We start from the raw sequence: 15568 nt of genomic DNA, 5'->3' as shown, positions 1-15568 counted from the left end.
CGCCCGTAGCTCAGCTGGATAGAGTACCTGGCTACGAACCAGGTGGTCAGAGGTTCGAATCCTCTCGGGCGCACCATACAGACAGCCTCGACTTCGGTCGGGGCTGTTTTTTTATGGGCGATATTTACCCCTGTCGTGTGGATCCGTGTTCGCTGTGGCGTCCGGGTTACCCTCCTGCCTGCCTGCCTGTCTGTTCTTGTCCTCTTTTATACCTCTTCTGTTATTGCGCCGCGTTCTTCTGAACGGTGCAACCCTTTGCCTCTATCTGCAGGCGAGCTGTATGCCTGCTGTTGCAACGGCAGATGCCGTGCCGTTCATCACTCAGGATGTGGGAGCGGATATCCTGTGCGGCCTGCAGAGGCGTTTTGCGGGCAATAAAAAAGGATGCCGCAGCATCCTTTTGTGTCGAGATATTGACTCAGCTTTTTAACCATTTGCGAATGCGGTTGGCATCGCCGATGGGGGTGCGTTTGCCCACCGAGTTGAGCAGCACGATGGCGAGCTCGCGGCTGTCCGGTTTGGCGCGCATCACCAGACAGCGTCCTGCCTCGTCAGTGAAGCCGGTCTTGGAGAGGCGTACGTCCCAATCCGGGTTTTTCACCAGCGGGTTGGTGTTGTTGAACATCAGGCTGTAGGCGGGGGCGCTGAAGCGCATCTCCCGGTTCTCATCCTGAGTGAACTGACGGATCAGCGGCTGGCGATAGGCGGCGGCGGCCAGCTTGCCCAGATCCTGGGCGGTGGAAACGTTGCGGGTGGAGAGGCCGGTGGAGTCGTAGAAGTGGGTATTACGCATACCCAGCTGTCTGGCCTTGTTGTTCATGGCCCGCACGAAGGCGCTGCGACCGCCCGGATAGTGACGCGCCAGTGCCGAGGCCATCCGGTTTTCGGAGGACATCAGCGCCAGATGCAGGGCGTCGCGGCGGGTCACCTTGGTGCCCATGCGGATGCGGGAATGAGTGTGTTTGACCCGATCCAGATCGTTCTTGTCGACCGTAATGGTCTGGTTGAGATTCTGTTTGGCATCCAGCACCACCAGCGCTGTCATCAGCTTGGTGAGGGAGGCGATAGGACGTACCTTGGTGGCATTCTTCTGGTAGAGCGTCTTGCCCGTTTTTACATCCACGACCAGGGCGCTGCTTGAGCGTACTTCCAGTTTGGCAGGGTTGGGTGCCGCGCTGACCGCAGGCAATCCCAGCATTCCCATCAACCCGACAACCAGCGCTGCTGCGCGAATCCGACACCACATACAACCGACTCCATTCCCATCCAAAAAAAGGCGCTAGATTCACTCATTTTTACCCCGGCTTTACAAGGGCCGAGCGGGACTATTTCTGCTATTTGCGCAAAATTGGCGATCAAAAAAGCCCTCTGGCGAGGGCTTTCGGGTCGGGCGTTGGGCGAGGGGTCAATCCCGCGGCTGCGCGGCCCTGCGTTTGCTGATCCAGCGCCAGACCAGCGCCACCATGCCACCCACCAGCAGGGCCACAGGCAGATAGATGATGATGTTGAAGAACTGGGTCTGGTATTCGGCGGCCAGCTTGGTGTGGCTCAGGTAGTAGCCAAACCCGACCAGCGGGCAGATCCACATGATGGAGCTGATCAGATTGACGATGAGAAAGCGCCCCTGGGGCAGCTCGGTAGCTCCCACTATATAGGGGTAGGCGGTGCGCACGAAGGCGATATAGCGAGCGGTGATCAGGGTGATGATCCCGTACTTGTCCAGCAGGTGGTAGACCTTCTGCTGGTGCCGCTCTTCCACGTGGGACATCAGCCGATGGTAGAGCTGGGTGTGGCCAAGGAAGCGCCCCTGCATGTAACCGAGCCAGGTGCCGACAAAGGTAGCCATGATCAACAGCGGGATCACCCCGAGAGACAATACATCCTGATAGATGAGCACGCCGGTGAGGATCAGCAGGCTGTCACCGGGCAGAAAGGCGGTAGGGATGAATCCGTTTTCCAGTACCAGAAACGTCAGAATCACACCACAGATCATGAAGGCCATCTTGGGATCGGAAAGTGTGTTCAGATCGTGATTCATAAAGGCGTGAGCCAGTTGGTAAAACTGCTCCATACTTGCAAACTCCGCAGGTTAGCTGGGTTGATCGGTCAAGGGCATGGCGAGCACCTTGTCGATGCGCAGGCCATCCATGTCAACAATTTCCAGTTGCCACTGTTCCAGTGTCACCAGGTCTCCGGTTTGTGGAACACGACCAAGGAGCAGCATGATAAGCCCTCCGAGGGTGTGATAGTGATGTTTTTCTTCTTCTGGCAGACGAACCAGCTCTAGACAGTCCTTCAACTCCGGCAGCGGGATCAGGCCATCGAGCAGCCAGCTGCCGTCGGCGCGCCGGAAGGCCCAGTTGTCCTCGCCATCCTCCTGCTGGAAATCCCCCGCCAGCGCCTCCAGCAGATCCTGCTGGGTGACCAGCCCCTGCAGCTCGCCATATTCGTCAACCACCAGCGCCATCTGTTCGCTGTGGGTGCGGAAGTGGTTGAGCAGCTCGACGCCGTTGAGGGTCTCGGGCAGCAGGCTGCCCTCCTGGGTCAGGGCTGCCAGATCGATGGGCTCCCCCTTGATATAGGCGTGCAGCACCTTGCTGACATTGATGATACCCACCAATTCTGACAGGTTGCCGTCGCAGACCGGAAAATAGCTGTGGCGATACTCCACCAGTCGCTGCAGGTTGGTCTCCAGCGGCAGCGCCAGATCCAGATAGCGGATATCGCTGCGCGGCACCATCAGGGAGGAGAGGCTGCGCTCGTCGAGACGGAAGACGTTGCGCAGCATGGTGTGTTCATGATCCTCGATCACCCCGGCTTCAGAGCCCTCCACCAGCATGGCGTGGATCTCCTCCTCGGTAACGTTGGCGCTGCCATTCTGGTTGACCCGCAGCAGCCGCAGGCTGGCATTGGTGGAGGCCGACAGCAGCCAGACGAAGGGGCGGGTCAGGGTGGCGAGCCAGTGCATGGGGCGGGCCACCAGACAGGCGATGCGCTCGGCATTGAGCTGGCCCAGCCGCTTGGGCACCAGCTCCCCCACCACGATGGAGAGATAAGTAACCACCACCACCACAATGATGGTGGCGATCAGGCCACTGCTCTTGGCGGGGAGTCCCCACTCCTGCAACCAGAGGGAGAAGGGCTGGGCCAGCAGGGATTCGCCGTAGATACCGTTGAGCAGACCTATGCTGGTAATGCCGATCTGGACGGCAGAGAGAAAATGGGTCGGGTCTTCGCCCAGTTTGAGGGCAATGGCGGCGGAGCGGTTGCCTTCAGAAGCAAGCTTGCCGAGGCGAGCCTTGCGTGCGGTGACGATGGCGATTTCTGACATGGCGAAGACGCCATTAAGCAAAATCAATCCCAGCAGGATCAATATTTCCATACAGCAACAGCACTCCTTGAGTGGATAAGATCGCTGGCAGTGTAATGAATTTGGCGGCGATGTGCTTGTGAAAGCGGGTGATCCGGCTCGCTAATTTGATGACAGCGCTCTGCGGTGGCTGAAAAAGATGGCCGGAAAAGGGAAGGATGACCTCGCCAAACGACGTAATGGGTGAGGCGGGTGCTTGGCGAAGTGGCATTGCATGCAGGATGGAAAAGGGCGGGAAGTCCCGCCCTTGCTTATTACTTGTCAGAAAACCTTTATCAGAACTGCTGGAACCAGCGCTGGATCTGGGCCGGATCCTTGCTTTGGGTCAGGGAGAGCATCAGCAGCACCCGCGCTTTCTGCGGGTTGAGAGTGCCGGAGGCCACGAAGCCGTACTTGGCATCATCGATCTCGGCATCCAGGGTGGTGGCGCCGGTCGGCACGCGGGCGGAGCGCACGACGCGGATGCCATCCTTGCTCGCCTTGGCCAGGGTATCGAACAGGGTGTGGTAGAGGTTGCCGTTACCCACCCCGGCACTGACGATACCGTCGAACTTGGCATCCACCATCGCCTTGGCAGGCAAGTCGGTGGCGTTGGCGTAGCTGTAGACGATGCCGACTTGCGGCAGCTTGTCGAGCTTGCTCACGTCAAACGGCGTCTTGCTGGTGTGCAGGCGGTCCGGGCTGCGCTGATAGTCGATCTTGCCGTTGTGGATGTAACCCAGCGGGCCGAAGTTGGGGGAGGCGAATGTCTGCACCCCGGTGGTGTTGGTCTTGGTGACATCGCGGGCATCGAGCACTGTGTCGTTCATCGCCACCATGACGCCACGTCCCTTGGAGGCCGGATCGGAGGCGGTCACTACGGCGTTGTAGAGATTCATAGGGCCGTCGGCGCTCATGGCGGTGGAGGGGCGCATGGCGCCGACCAGCACCACCGGCTTGTCGCTCTTGACGGTCAGATTGAGGAAGTAGGCGGTCTCTTCCATGGTGTCGGTGCCGTGGGTGATGACGATACCATCCACGTCATCCTTGGCCAGCAGCTCGTTGACCCGCTTGGCCAGCTTGAGCCACACCTCGTCGTTCATGTCCTGGGAGCCGATCTTCACCACCTGCTCACCCTGCACGTCGGCCACGTTCTTCATCTCGGGCACGGCGGCGATCAGGGTTTCGATGGCCACCTTGCCTGCCTCGTAGTTGGACTGGGTAGCGGATTGTCCCGCCCCGGCAATGGTGCCGCCGGTGGCCAGAATGTGCACGTTGGGTAACGCCATGGCCATCGGGGAGAGGGTCAGACCGACGACGGCGGCGAGCAGGGTCTTGCGGATCGGTAGGGTCATGCTGCAAATCCTTATGGTTGGAATAATCGCAGCAAGTTTGCCCGTTTAATAACCTGGGTCTGTGATAAAACTCACCAAAAGACAGGTGAGTACAGATTTTTAACCTGTTTTATACCTCTATGGAGATAATTTAACTGGCAGAGAAGCCCTTGGCTTCGATCAGGGCGATCAGCTCGGCCTTGCTCAGCTCGCTCTCGATAACGGCCTTGCTGCTGGCAAAGTCGACGCTGGCACTGCGGACGGCAGGCTGGCCCTGCAGGGCTTTTTGCAGGCTGGCGGCGCAGCCGCCGCAGGACATGCCGGAGACGGTGAGTTCGATGGTCATGGCTTCTCTCCTCTGTTGATATGCAACCAGCCTAAAGCTGACGGTTGCAGCAAGGTCAAGAGGGGGTTATCCCATCAGTCCCAGGTAGTTCATCATCGCCGCCCCCAGGCTGGTTGTGATAAGCGATCCCAGCGTGGTGGTGGCGATAATGTTCGCCGCCAGGGAACTGTCGCCTCCCATGGCGCGGGTCATCACATAGCTGGCGGCTGCGGTGGGGGTGGAGCTGATGAGAAACAGGATGCCGAGCGCCTGCGGGCTGAAACCCAGTGCCCAAGCACCAAGTACCAGCAGCAGAGGGATGCAGAACAGCCGGTTGGCCGTAGCCCAGCCGGTCAGCAGGGCGCCCCCGCGCAGGGCCTTGAGGTTGAGGCTGGCGCCGGTGCAGAGCAGAGCCAGTGGCAGGGTCATGTTGGCGAAGTAGTTACCGGTGGTGATCACCAGTTGGGGTAACTCGATGCCGAGCAGGCCGAAGGGCAGGGCGGACAGAATGGCGATGATCAGCGGATTTTTAGCGATCCCCTTGAGGATCGGCTTGATCCCCTTGCTGCCCCCCAGGCTGCGGGTCAGGGTGATCACGGCGAGTATGTTGTAGAGCACGGTGACCGAGCCCACCAGCAGGGCGGCGGCGCCGATCCCCTCGGGCCCGTAAGCGTTTTGCACATAGGCCAGCCCCATGATCCCCATGTTGCCGCGAAAGCTGCCCTGTACAAAGATGCCGCGCTGACGCCGCTCCTGGATGAAGCGGGCTGCCAATGCCTCAAGGATCAGAAAACCGGTGAGGGTGCCGAGCAGACCGTAGAGGATAAGCCAGGGGCTCGGCATGGTGGAAAAATCGGTGCGCACCATGCTGAGGAACAGGAGGGCGGGCAGGGTGACCTGAAACACCAGGCGGGAGGCGGACTCGACGAAGCTGTCGGGCAACAGGCCCAACTGCTTGAGCCAGATGCCGAGCAGCAGCACCACGCAGATGGGGCCTGTGATGGAGAGAGAGAAGTGCAGACTGGCCAGCAGATCCATGGTGGACGTCCTCCTGATGCGCCGCCTAAAGCGGGGCAAAAAGGGCATTCTAACGCCATGGGCTTGTATTCACAGGGGTTAATCACAACAATGTGGGCAATTCCACCGCCTAGCCTCCTGTGAGCCAATTCATGGACAAGAAACTGACCATCCTCGATATCGCCAGACTGAGTGGCGTCGGCAAGTCGACCGTCTCCCGGGTGCTCAATCAGGATCCCAAGGTGAAGCAGGAGACCCGCGAGCGGGTGGAGCAGATCATCGCCGAGCACGGCTTCGTGCCGAGCAAATCGGCGCGGGCCATGCGCAGCCAGAGCCAGCAGGTGGTGGGGATCATCGTCTCGCGGCTCGACTCCAGCTCGGAGAATCAGGCGGTGCGCGGCATGCTGGAGACCCTCTATCAGCGCGGCTACGATGCCGTGCTGATGGAGAGCAAGTTCTCCCCCGCCAAGGTACAGGAGCATCTGGCGGTGCTGGAGCGGCGCGGGGTAGATGGCATTATCCTGTTCGCCTTCAATGCCTTGGACTATGCTGCCATGACCCCGCTGAAAGAGAAGCTGGTGCTGGTCGCCCGTGAATATCCCGGTTTCTCCTCGGTCTGCTTCGACGACGCCGGTGCGGTGCGCACCATGCTGGCGCAGCTGGCAAGCCGTGGTGCCCGCGACATCGCCTATCTGGGGGTGGATACCTCGGATCTCACCACTGGCCAGCGCCGCCTCGACGCCTATCTCGCTTACTGCGCAGAGCAGGGGTTGCGCCCGCACAGCGCCCTCGGTGATCTCAGCCTGCAGAGCGGCTACCGGTTGGCGGCCGAGCTGCTTACCCCTTCCACCCAGGCGCTGGTCTGCGCCAGCGACACCCTCGCCATCGGTGCGGCAAAATATCTGCAAGAACAAGGGCGTAGCGAGGTGCTGGTGACCGGACTTGGCAACAACCCCATGCTCAGCTTCCTCTTCCCCAACGCCCTCAGTCTCGATCTGGGCTACAAGGGGGCAGGGGAGCAGGCGGCGCGTCAGCTGCTCGGGCAGATTGAGCAGGCTCAGCCTCCGTTGGTGACAATCGCCCCCTGCCGAACCCTGTGAGCCCCATCACTTCCGACTGAACAAAAAGTGCGCTTTTTGTGACGCTGACCACGAACTGGGAACGTTCCCATTTCAATCTGGCCAGATTGTCGGCATGCTAAATGGGAACGATACCAAAAACGCTCCGGCCGACAGACTGGCTCAAAAGGGCGATACAGACCACTATTCAATGGCGTCACAGAGGGAAGACCCATGTCCAAGATCAACGCACAGCAGCTTGCCACCCTGATCGACAAGATCGGCGGTAAGGAGAACATCGTCACCGTCAGCCACTGCCTGACCCGGTTGCGCTTCGTCCTGAACGATCCGGCCAAGGCCGACAGCAAGGCCATCGAAACCATTCCGGCAGTGAAGGGAAGCTTTACCCAGGGCGGTCAGTTCCAGGTGGTGATCGGCAACGAGGTAGAGCAGTGGTACAAGGCGCTGACCGAGCAGCTCGGCGTCAGCGGTGGCAGCAAGGAGACCGCCAAGCAGGCGGCGCGCCAGAACATGAACCCGCTGGAGCGGGGTATCTCCCATCTGGCGGAGATCTTCGTTCCGCTGCTGCCCGCCATCATCACCGGTGGTCTGATCCTGGGCTTTCGCAACGTCATCGGCGACATCAAGATGTTTGACGATGGCACTCACACCCTCACCGAGATCAGCCAGTTCTGGGCTCAGGTGCACGCCTTCCTCTGGCTGCTGGGCGAGGCTATTTTCCACTTCCTGCCGGTCGGCGTCTGCTGGTCTGCAGTGAAGAAGATGGGCGGCTCCGAGATCCTGGGTATCGTGCTGGGGGTGACGCTGGTGTCACCGCAGTTGATGAACGCCTACGGCATCGGTCTGCAGACCCCGGAGGTGTGGGACTTCGGCCTGTTCGTGATCCAGAAGGTGGGTTATCAGGCCCAGGTCATTCCGGCGCTGCTGGCGGGTGTCTTCCTGGCCTGGGTTGAGACCAACCTCAAGCGGATCATTCCGGCCTATCTCTATCTGGTGATTGTGCCGTTTGTCTCGCTTTTGCTGGCAGTGATCGTGGCCCACGCCTTTATCGGCCCGTTCGGTCGCTGGATTGGTGATGGCGTCGGTTTCGCTGCCAAGGCTGCCATGACCGGCTCCTTCGCTCCCATCGGCGCTGCCCTGTTCGGTTTCCTCTATGCACCGCTGGTCATTACCGGTATCCACCACACCACCAACGCAGTGGATCTGCAGCTGATGCAGAGCATGGGTGGCACGCCAATCTGGCCGCTGATCGCCCTCTCCAACATCGCTCAGGCTTCTGCCGTGGTGGGCATCATTCTGATTAGCCGCAAGGAGAACGAGCGGGAGATCTCGGTACCTGCTGCCATCTCCGCCTACCTCGGGGTGACCGAACCGGCCATGTACGGTATCAACCTCAAGTACAAGTTCCCCATGCTGTGCGCCATGATTGGGTCCAGCCTTGCCGCCCTCATTTGTGGCTTTGCCGGGGTAATGGCCAACGGCATCGGGGTAGGCGGCCTGCCGGGCATCCTCTCCATCCAGCCGCAATACTGGGCGGTGTTCGCCATCGCCATGCTGGTCGCCATCGTGGTGCCTGTGGTGCTGACCCTGCTGGTCTACAAGCGCCAGCAAGCCGCTGGCAAGTTGGCCCAAGCCAGCGCCTGACACTGATTATCAGGGCGACCCGCGGGTCGCCCTCTCCATTTTCTATTCGAGACAAGAGAAAGACCCATGAGCCAAACACCCTGGTGGCAGAGTGCCGTGATTTACCAGATCTACCCCAAGAGCTTTCAGGATTCCGCTGCCCGTGGCACCGGAGATCTCAAGGGGATCATGGCCCGCCTCGACTATCTCAAAACCCTGGGGGTTGATGCTCTCTGGCTGACCCCGGTCTACGTCTCCCCGCAGGTAGACAACGGCTACGACATCGCCGACTACCTTGCCATCGATCCCGCCTACGGCACCATGGATGATTTCGAGGCGCTGCTGGCCGCCGCCCACGCGCGCGACATCCGCATCGTGATGGATATCGTGGTCAACCACACCTCCACCGAGCACGCCTGGTTCAAGTCGGCGCTGGGGGATAAAAACAGCCCCTACCGCGACTACTACATCTGGCGCGATCCGGTAGATGGCGGCGTGCCGAACAACTGGCAATCCAAGTTTGGTGGCAGCGCCTGGGAGCTGGATCCCGCCACAGGCCAGTACTACCTGCACCTGTTTGCCCGCGAGCAGGCGGATCTCAACTGGGAAAATCCTGCAGTGCGCGCCGAGGTCAAAAAGATCATCCACTTCTGGGCGAACAAGGGGGTGGATGGTTTCCGCCTCGACGTCATCAACCTCATCTCCAAGGATCAGACGTTCCCGAACGACGAGATTGGCGATGGCCGCCGCTTCTACACCGACGGGCCGCGCATCCACGAATTTTTGCAGGATGTGAGCCGCGACGTTTTTGCTCCGGTGGGGGCCATGACGGTGGGGGAGATGTCCTCTACTTCGCTGGAGCACTGCCAGCGCTATGGCGCCCTCGATGGCTCCGAGCTCTCCATGGTGTTCAACTTCCACCACCTCAAGGTGGATTACCCCAATGGCGACAAGTGGACCAAGGCGCCGTTCGATTTCATCGAGCTAAAGCGGATCTTCAACCACTGGCAGAGCGGTATGCATGGCAAGGGGTGGTCGGCGCTGTTCTGGTGCAACCACGATCAGCCGCGCATCGTCTCCCGTTTTGGCGATGAGGGCGAGCATAGAGTCGTGGCCGCCAAGATGCTGGCCAGCACGCTTCACGGCCTGCAAGGCACCCCCTACATCTATCAGGGGGAGGAGATCGGCATGACCAACCCCGGCTATCAGCACATCGATGACTATCAGGATGTAGAGAGCCGCAATATCTTCGCCATCAAGCAGGCGGAAGGGATGAGCGAGGGTGAGATCCTCGCGATTCTGGGAGCCAAGTCCCGCGATAACTCCCGCACCCCGATGCAGTGGAGCGCCGCCCCCAATGCCGGTTTCACCAGCGGGACGCCCTGGCTCAAACCTGCCGCCAACTACCCCGAAATCAACGCCGAGGCGGCGCTGACCGACCAGAACTCGGTGTTCTGGCACTATCGGGATCTTATCGCCCTTCGCAAGGCGCACCCCATCTTCACTCAGGGGGATTATCAGGAGCTGCTGACCGGGCACCCGCAGATCTGGGCCTATGCCCGCCGTGCCAACGGTCAGACCCTGCTGGTGGTGAGCAACTTCTACGGCGAGCCGGTGGAGTTTGCCTTGCCTGCCGAGCTGCAAAGCGGGCAAGGTCGGCTGCTGCTCGGCAACTACCCCGATAGCCCGGCCCAACCGCAATCGGCTATGCTGCGCCCTTATGAATCCCTGATCTGGCTGATGGAGTAGGTAATGGAGAAGGTGGTGCACGGTGCCGAGTGGCAGAAGATGGTGGCGGGGGAGCCTTATGATGCGGGCGATCCCGAGCTGAAAGCGGCGCGCGAGCGCTGCCGCAGGCTATATCACACCTTCAACACCAGCTGGCAGGAGAAACCGGTGCGGGATGCTTTGCTGCACGAGCTGCTCGGTAGCCGCGGCCAGGAGTGTGCCATCAATCCGCCGTTCTTCTGCGACTATGGCGCCAACATCTTCGTCGGCGAGAACTTCTACGCCAACGTCAATTGCACCATCCTCGACGTCTGTGAGGTGCACATCGGCGACAACGTGCTGCTGGCGCCCGGGGTGCAGATCTACACCGCCGCTCACCCGGTGGTGGTGGCAGCGCGTATCAGGGGGGTCGAGTTCGGCAAGCCGGTGCGGATCGGTCACAACGTCTGGATTGGCGGCAGCACGGTTATCTGCCCCGGTGTCACTATCGGTGACAACAGCGTCATCGGTGCCGGTTCGGTGGTGACCAAAGATGTGCCCGCCAACGTGGTGGCGGCTGGCAACCCTTGCAAGGTGCTTCGGGCGATGACGGCACAGGAGCTTGAAGGTGTCATCCAGCGGTGAACAGGGGCCATGAATGCTAGTGCTATCTGATTGATAGAAAAGCAACTGTCAGATTGTTTTGCATTCAGTGCTTATGTTCGGGGCCGCTTGGCCGATACTGTTGAGTGCAGGAGGAACCCTATGGATATATCAAGTTCTGCAAATGCGTCGTTTGGTTCTGCTCTGATGACGGCCAGTCTGGCCAAGAAACAGCAGACCCAAGAGGGCGAAGCTGCGCTGAAGCTGCTGCAAAACGCAGCGCAATCAGCGCCGGTTGCACCGACATCGGCCAGCGCTTCCCTGGGAAGCAAGATCGATATTCGCGTCTGACCCTAATGAAAAAGCCCCCATCTCGCGATGGGGGCTTTTTTATCTCTGCGATTTGCGGGATCAGACCGGGAAAGGAGCCGGCGCCTCGAAGGTCATCCGTTCCCCGCTGCGGGGGTGGCTGATGGTCAGCATGGCCGCATGCAGGTAGAGATGGGGGGCAGCCGCCAGCGCATCCGGATGGGCGTAGAGGTTGTCACCCAGGATCGGATGCCCCAGCTCCAGCATATGGACGCGCAACTGGTGCGAGCGACCTGTGATGGGAGTCAGCTTGATCAGGCTGTTGCCGTTCTCCACTTTCAGTTTCTGCCACAGGGTCAGGGCGTGACGCCCCTCCTCGTGATCCACCTTCTGCTTCGGGCGGTTGGGCCAGTCGACGCAGAGCGGCAGGTCAACCTGTCCCGACTCTGCTTCCGGCTCACCCCACACCCAGGCGAGGTAGTGCTTCTCGGTCTCCCGCTCGCGAAATTGTCGGCTCAGCTCCCGATGAGAGTTGGGATTGAGGGGAATGACAATGACGCCAGTGGTGGACATGTCGAGGCGATGAGCTGCCGCCGCCTTGGGGTGTTGCTGTTTCACCCGATGCAGGACGCTGTCTTCATTCTCGGGGCCGCGCCCGGGGACGCTTAGCAGGCCAGTGGGCTTGTTGACCACCATGATGTCCTTGTCCTTGAACAGGATATCGAGCCAGGGTTCCAGAGGCGGTGAGTATTCAAACATAAATGTCTCGCATCAGAAGGTGGGGGCAAGCCCCCATCAGTTATGGGTAACCACGACAAAGCGGCCTTGGGTATCCAGTTTGAGCTGGGTCTGGCCGCTGTCGGTCGGTACCTTGTCAGTTATGGGTGACCACGATAAAGCGGATGGCATCCAGCTTGAGTTGGGTCTGATCGATCAGGTGGTGCAATTCTGCCTGCAGATTGCGCAGATAATCCAGCTCGCTGTCGCGCACGTTCGGGTTGACTGCCTTGAGCGCTTCCAGACGATCCAGATCCTGCTGCAGGGTCTGCGCCATCTGGGCGCGGGCCTTGTCGACAATCCCGGCTTTCAGCTCTTCGGCAATGGCCTGGCCCTTGCCAATCAGACTGTGGATCACCGGTTGGGACGCGGTGACCAGTTTGCTGCCGAGGTGGCGATTGACCGGCGTCAGCTGACGGTTGAAGGCATCAAACGCCACTTTCTCACCCAGATTCTGGCCGTTCTTGTCCATCAGCAGACGGATCGGCGTCGGCGGCATGAAGCGGTAGAGCTGGGGATGGGCCGCAGACTCGGCAACGAAGATCAGCTCAAGCAGGATGGAGCCGATGGGCAGCGCCTTGTTCTTGAGCAGTGCGACCGAGGTGGCACCGATCTCGGAGCCCAGGATCAGGTCGATACCGCCGCGCATCATGGGGTGATCCCAGGAGAGCAGCGCCATGTCATCACGCGACAGGGCAGTGTTGCGATCGAAGGTGATGGTCATGCCGTCTTGCGGCAAGCCCGGGAAGCTGGAGACCAGCATGTGATCCCCGGGGGTCAGCACCAGCGCGTTCTCGCCACGGTCATCCTGATTGACGCCGATCTCGTCGAACATCTTGAGGGCGAAGGAGATCATGCCGGTGTCGTCATCTTCGGCGGCCAGCTTGTCGACCAGCTGCTGGGCGGCGGCGCCACCGCTGGAGTGGATCTCCAGCAGGCGATCGCGACCCTGCTCCAGTCGAGCCTTGAGCGGCTCGTGCAGTTCGCGGGTCTTGATCAGCAGGGCGTCGAGGGCTGCCTGATCGCCGGTGTTGGCTGCCAGCAGCTCGAACAGCTCTTCACGTACCGCTTCGAATACCGGGCGGGCAGTCGGGCAGGTCTGCTCGAACGCGTCCAGACCATCGTGATACCAGAGCAGCAGGGCGCGCTGGGCAGTCCCTTCCAGATAGGGAACGTGGATCTCGACGGTATTCTGCTGACCGATACGATCCAGTCGGCCGATACGCTGTTCCAGCAGGTCCGGGTTGAGAGGCAGATCGAACAGCACCAGATGGCTGGCAAACTGGAAGTTGCGACCCTCTGAGCCGATCTCGGAGCAGAGCAGCACCTGGGCGCCACCCTCTTGCTGGGCAAAATAGGCGGAGGCCTTGTCCCGCTCGAGGATCGACATCCCTTCGTGGAACACGGCACCACGGATCCCTTCACGGGTACGCAGCGCCTCTTCCAGCGCGATAGCGGTCGCCGCTTCGGAGCAGATCACCAGCACCTTCTGCTGGCGGGCTGAGAGCAGCAGCTCCAGCAACCATTCGACGCGCGGGTCGAACTGGGTCCAGGTGGCGTTGTCACCTTCGAACTGCTGGAAGATCTTCTCGGGATAGAGGTAGCGCAGGGCACGGGTCTGCAGATCGCCACCGTTGCCACCCATCATGCCCATCACCTTGATGGCGGTCTTGTACTGCTCCGGCAGCGGCATGGGGTAGACGTTGAGGTGACGCTCGGGGAAGCCCTGAATATTGGCGCGGCTGTTGCGGAACAGCACCCGGCCGGTGCCATGCTGGTCCAGCAGCTTGGCGACCGCCTGCTGGCGGGCGGCGGCATCGCTCAAGTCCAGCCCTTCCAGCTGGCTGGCGAGGGTCTGTCTGGCTTCATCGCTCAGGGTCTCGCCATCCAGCAGCTCTTGCGCTGCGCTGGCGACCTGACCATAGGCCTGCTCCTCGGCGAGGAAGGCCTCGTAGTCGTAGAAACGCTCGGGATCGAGCAGGCGCAGTCGGGCAAAATGGCTCTGGTGGCCCAGCTGATCCGGGGTGGCGGTCAGCAGCAGCACGCCCGGCACTTGTTCGGCCAGCGCTTCCACCATCTCATAGGCACGGCTTGGCGCCTCTTCACTCCACTCAAGATGGTGGGCTTCGTCGACAACCAGCAGATCCCACTCGGCTTCCAGCACCTGCTCGAAGCGACGACGCTTCTTGCGCAGGAAGTCGAGGCTGCAGATCACCAGCTGCTCGGTCTCGAAGGGGTTCTCTGCATCGGCGAATGCCTCGATACAGCGCTCCTCGTCAAACAGGGAGAAGTGCAGGTTGAAGCGGCGCAGCATTTCGACCAGCCATTGGTGCTGCAAGGTTTCGGGCAGCAGAATGAGTACGCGATGGGCGCGGCCGGAGAGCAGTTGCTGATGAATGATCATGCCCGCTTCGATGGTCTTGCCCAGACCCACCTCATCGGCCAGCAGTACGCGCGGAGCGTAGCGGTGACCCACCTCGTGGGCGATATAGAGCTGGTGCGGGATCAGGCTGACCCGGCCACCGGCCAGACCACGAGTCGGGTTGCGACGGCGCTGGTGCTGGTTGATCAGCGCTTCGTAGCGCAGGGTGAAGCGGGACATCCGATCGATCTGACCGGCGAACAGGCGATCCTGCGGCTTGTTGAACTTGATAAAGTTGTTGAGAAACACTTCTTTGAGGGCAACGGGCTCATCATTGTCGGTGCGCACACCTACATATATAAGCAGGCCGTCTTTCTCCTGCACTTCTTCGACCGTCATGGTCCAGTCTTCGTGACTGGTGATCTGATCGCCCACATTGAAGCTGACCCGGGTGACCGGCGCCTCTTCTTTGGCATACATGCGGTTTTCACCGGTAGCCGGAAACAACAGGGTAACCATGCGTCCTTCAACAGCAACGACAGTCCCCAACCCCAGATCCGTCTCTGTATCACTAATCCAACGCTGGCCAAGTGCAAAAGGCATTAAACTCTCCAAAGCCCAAGAGTGTGTGAATCGCAAAGGGGCGCTATGTTACCCGAAGGCGTGACCTCGATCACCATGCATATAGATGTAGAGAGACCAAATCGCCACAACCTTGATCTGCTACCATCGCCACGCCATATAGAGGATAGCGAGCTCGCCAAACGGGTGTGTTATTGCAGGATAAATACGCTTTTTGGGTGATTAGTGAGCGGTTGAACCAAAAATGCGAATTTAATTCGAAAAGGCCCTTGCAAGCGTGATCCAGATCCCTATAATGCGCCTCCATCGACAGGGCAAGCGGCAACGCAAACAACCTAGTCGATAACCTCGAAAAGTCTTTGCAAATAAGGCTTGACTCGAGAAGGCGGTTGGGTAGAATTCCACTCCCGCAGCAACGCACTGTTGCGTCGCTCTTTAACAATTTGAATCAAGCAATCTGTGTGGGCACTCACAGCATCGAGCATCAAAAACAATTTTTGA

General features: G+C 60.1%; 13 protein-coding genes. 5 read left to right on the top strand and 8 right to left on the bottom strand.

All coding sequences use genetic code 11. The features are described from left to right. Positions 1-418: 418 nt before the first annotated feature. The 6 genes from pbpG to G5154_RS20970 all read right to left on the bottom strand — a co-directional run bounded on the left by pbpG (position 419) and on the right by G5154_RS20970 (position 6046). Positions 419-1246: a D-alanyl-D-alanine endopeptidase gene (gene pbpG / locus G5154_RS20995; protein WP_005348750.1), complete on the bottom strand. Its 828-nt coding sequence runs from the start codon at positions 1244-1246 to the stop codon at positions 419-421. Positions 1247-1405: 159 nt separating this feature from the next. After that, complete coding sequence (locus G5154_RS20990; RefSeq protein WP_005343012.1) at positions 1406-2071, bottom strand: DedA family protein; 666 nt, start codon at positions 2069-2071, stop codon at positions 1406-1408. 18 nt (positions 2072-2089) lie between these two features. After that, positions 2090-3382 (bottom strand): hemolysin family protein, encoded by a 1293-nt coding sequence (locus tag G5154_RS20985; RefSeq protein ID WP_005336050.1) that lies wholly within the window; start codon positions 3380-3382, stop codon positions 2090-2092. Between the two features lie 263 nt (positions 3383-3645). Then, complete coding sequence (gene ansB / locus G5154_RS20980) at positions 3646-4704, bottom strand: L-asparaginase 2 (RefSeq protein ID WP_421251633.1); 1059 nt, start codon at positions 4702-4704, stop codon at positions 3646-3648. A 130-nt stretch (positions 4705-4834) separates the two neighbouring features. Next, positions 4835-5029 (bottom strand): heavy-metal-associated domain-containing protein, encoded by a 195-nt coding sequence (locus tag G5154_RS20975; protein WP_421251632.1) that lies wholly within the window; start codon positions 5027-5029, stop codon positions 4835-4837. Positions 5030-5095: 66 nt separating this feature from the next. After that, positions 5096-6046, bottom strand: a complete 951-nt coding sequence (locus G5154_RS20970) for an AEC family transporter (protein WP_005343020.1) — start codon at positions 6044-6046, stop codon at positions 5096-5098. A 131-nt stretch (positions 6047-6177) separates the two neighbouring features. On the opposite strand from G5154_RS20970, the gene treR reads away from it, so the two are divergent. From treR to G5154_RS20945, 5 genes are all read left to right on the top strand, one after another. Next, entirely contained in the window at positions 6178-7125 is a 948-nt protein-coding gene (gene treR, locus G5154_RS20965; protein ID WP_421251631.1) for a trehalose operon repressor TreR, read from the top strand. 192 nt (positions 7126-7317) lie between these two features. Further along, positions 7318-8748 carry a PTS trehalose transporter subunit IIBC gene (treB, locus tag G5154_RS20960; RefSeq protein WP_421251630.1) on the top strand — a complete coding sequence of 477 codons (1431 nt, stop codon included), beginning with the start codon at positions 7318-7320 and terminating at the stop codon, positions 8746-8748. 66 nt (positions 8749-8814) lie between these two features. Further along, positions 8815-10476, top strand: a complete 1662-nt coding sequence (gene treC / locus G5154_RS20955) for an alpha,alpha-phosphotrehalase (RefSeq protein WP_421251629.1) — start codon at positions 8815-8817, stop codon at positions 10474-10476. 3 nt (positions 10477-10479) lie between these two features. Next, positions 10480-11079, top strand: coding sequence for a sugar O-acetyltransferase (locus tag G5154_RS20950; RefSeq protein ID WP_421251628.1), 600 nt, complete (start codon positions 10480-10482; stop codon positions 11077-11079). Between the two features lie 120 nt (positions 11080-11199). Beyond that, complete coding sequence (locus G5154_RS20945; protein WP_005336040.1) at positions 11200-11388, top strand: hypothetical protein; 189 nt, start codon at positions 11200-11202, stop codon at positions 11386-11388. Positions 11389-11448: 60 nt separating this feature from the next. On the opposite strand, the gene rluA is transcribed toward G5154_RS20945, so the two are convergent. Both rluA and rapA read right to left on the bottom strand, forming a co-directional pair. After that, positions 11449-12105 (bottom strand): bifunctional tRNA pseudouridine(32) synthase/23S rRNA pseudouridine(746) synthase RluA, encoded by a 657-nt coding sequence (gene rluA / locus G5154_RS20940; protein ID WP_005343025.1) that lies wholly within the window; start codon positions 12103-12105, stop codon positions 11449-11451. 115 nt (positions 12106-12220) lie between these two features. After that, positions 12221-15088 carry an RNA polymerase-associated protein RapA gene (gene rapA, locus G5154_RS20935; RefSeq protein WP_421251627.1) on the bottom strand — a complete coding sequence of 956 codons (2868 nt, stop codon included), beginning with the start codon at positions 15086-15088 and terminating at the stop codon, positions 12221-12223. Positions 15089-15568 lie beyond the last annotated feature (480 nt).

Source organism: Aeromonas sp. 600527 (assembly GCF_049175415.1).
GTDB lineage: Bacteria > Pseudomonadota > Gammaproteobacteria > Enterobacterales > Aeromonadaceae > Aeromonas > Aeromonas veronii_A.
The sequence above is the reverse complement of the archived record's forward strand: the minus strand, read 5'-3'. Positions and strand labels throughout refer to the sequence as shown.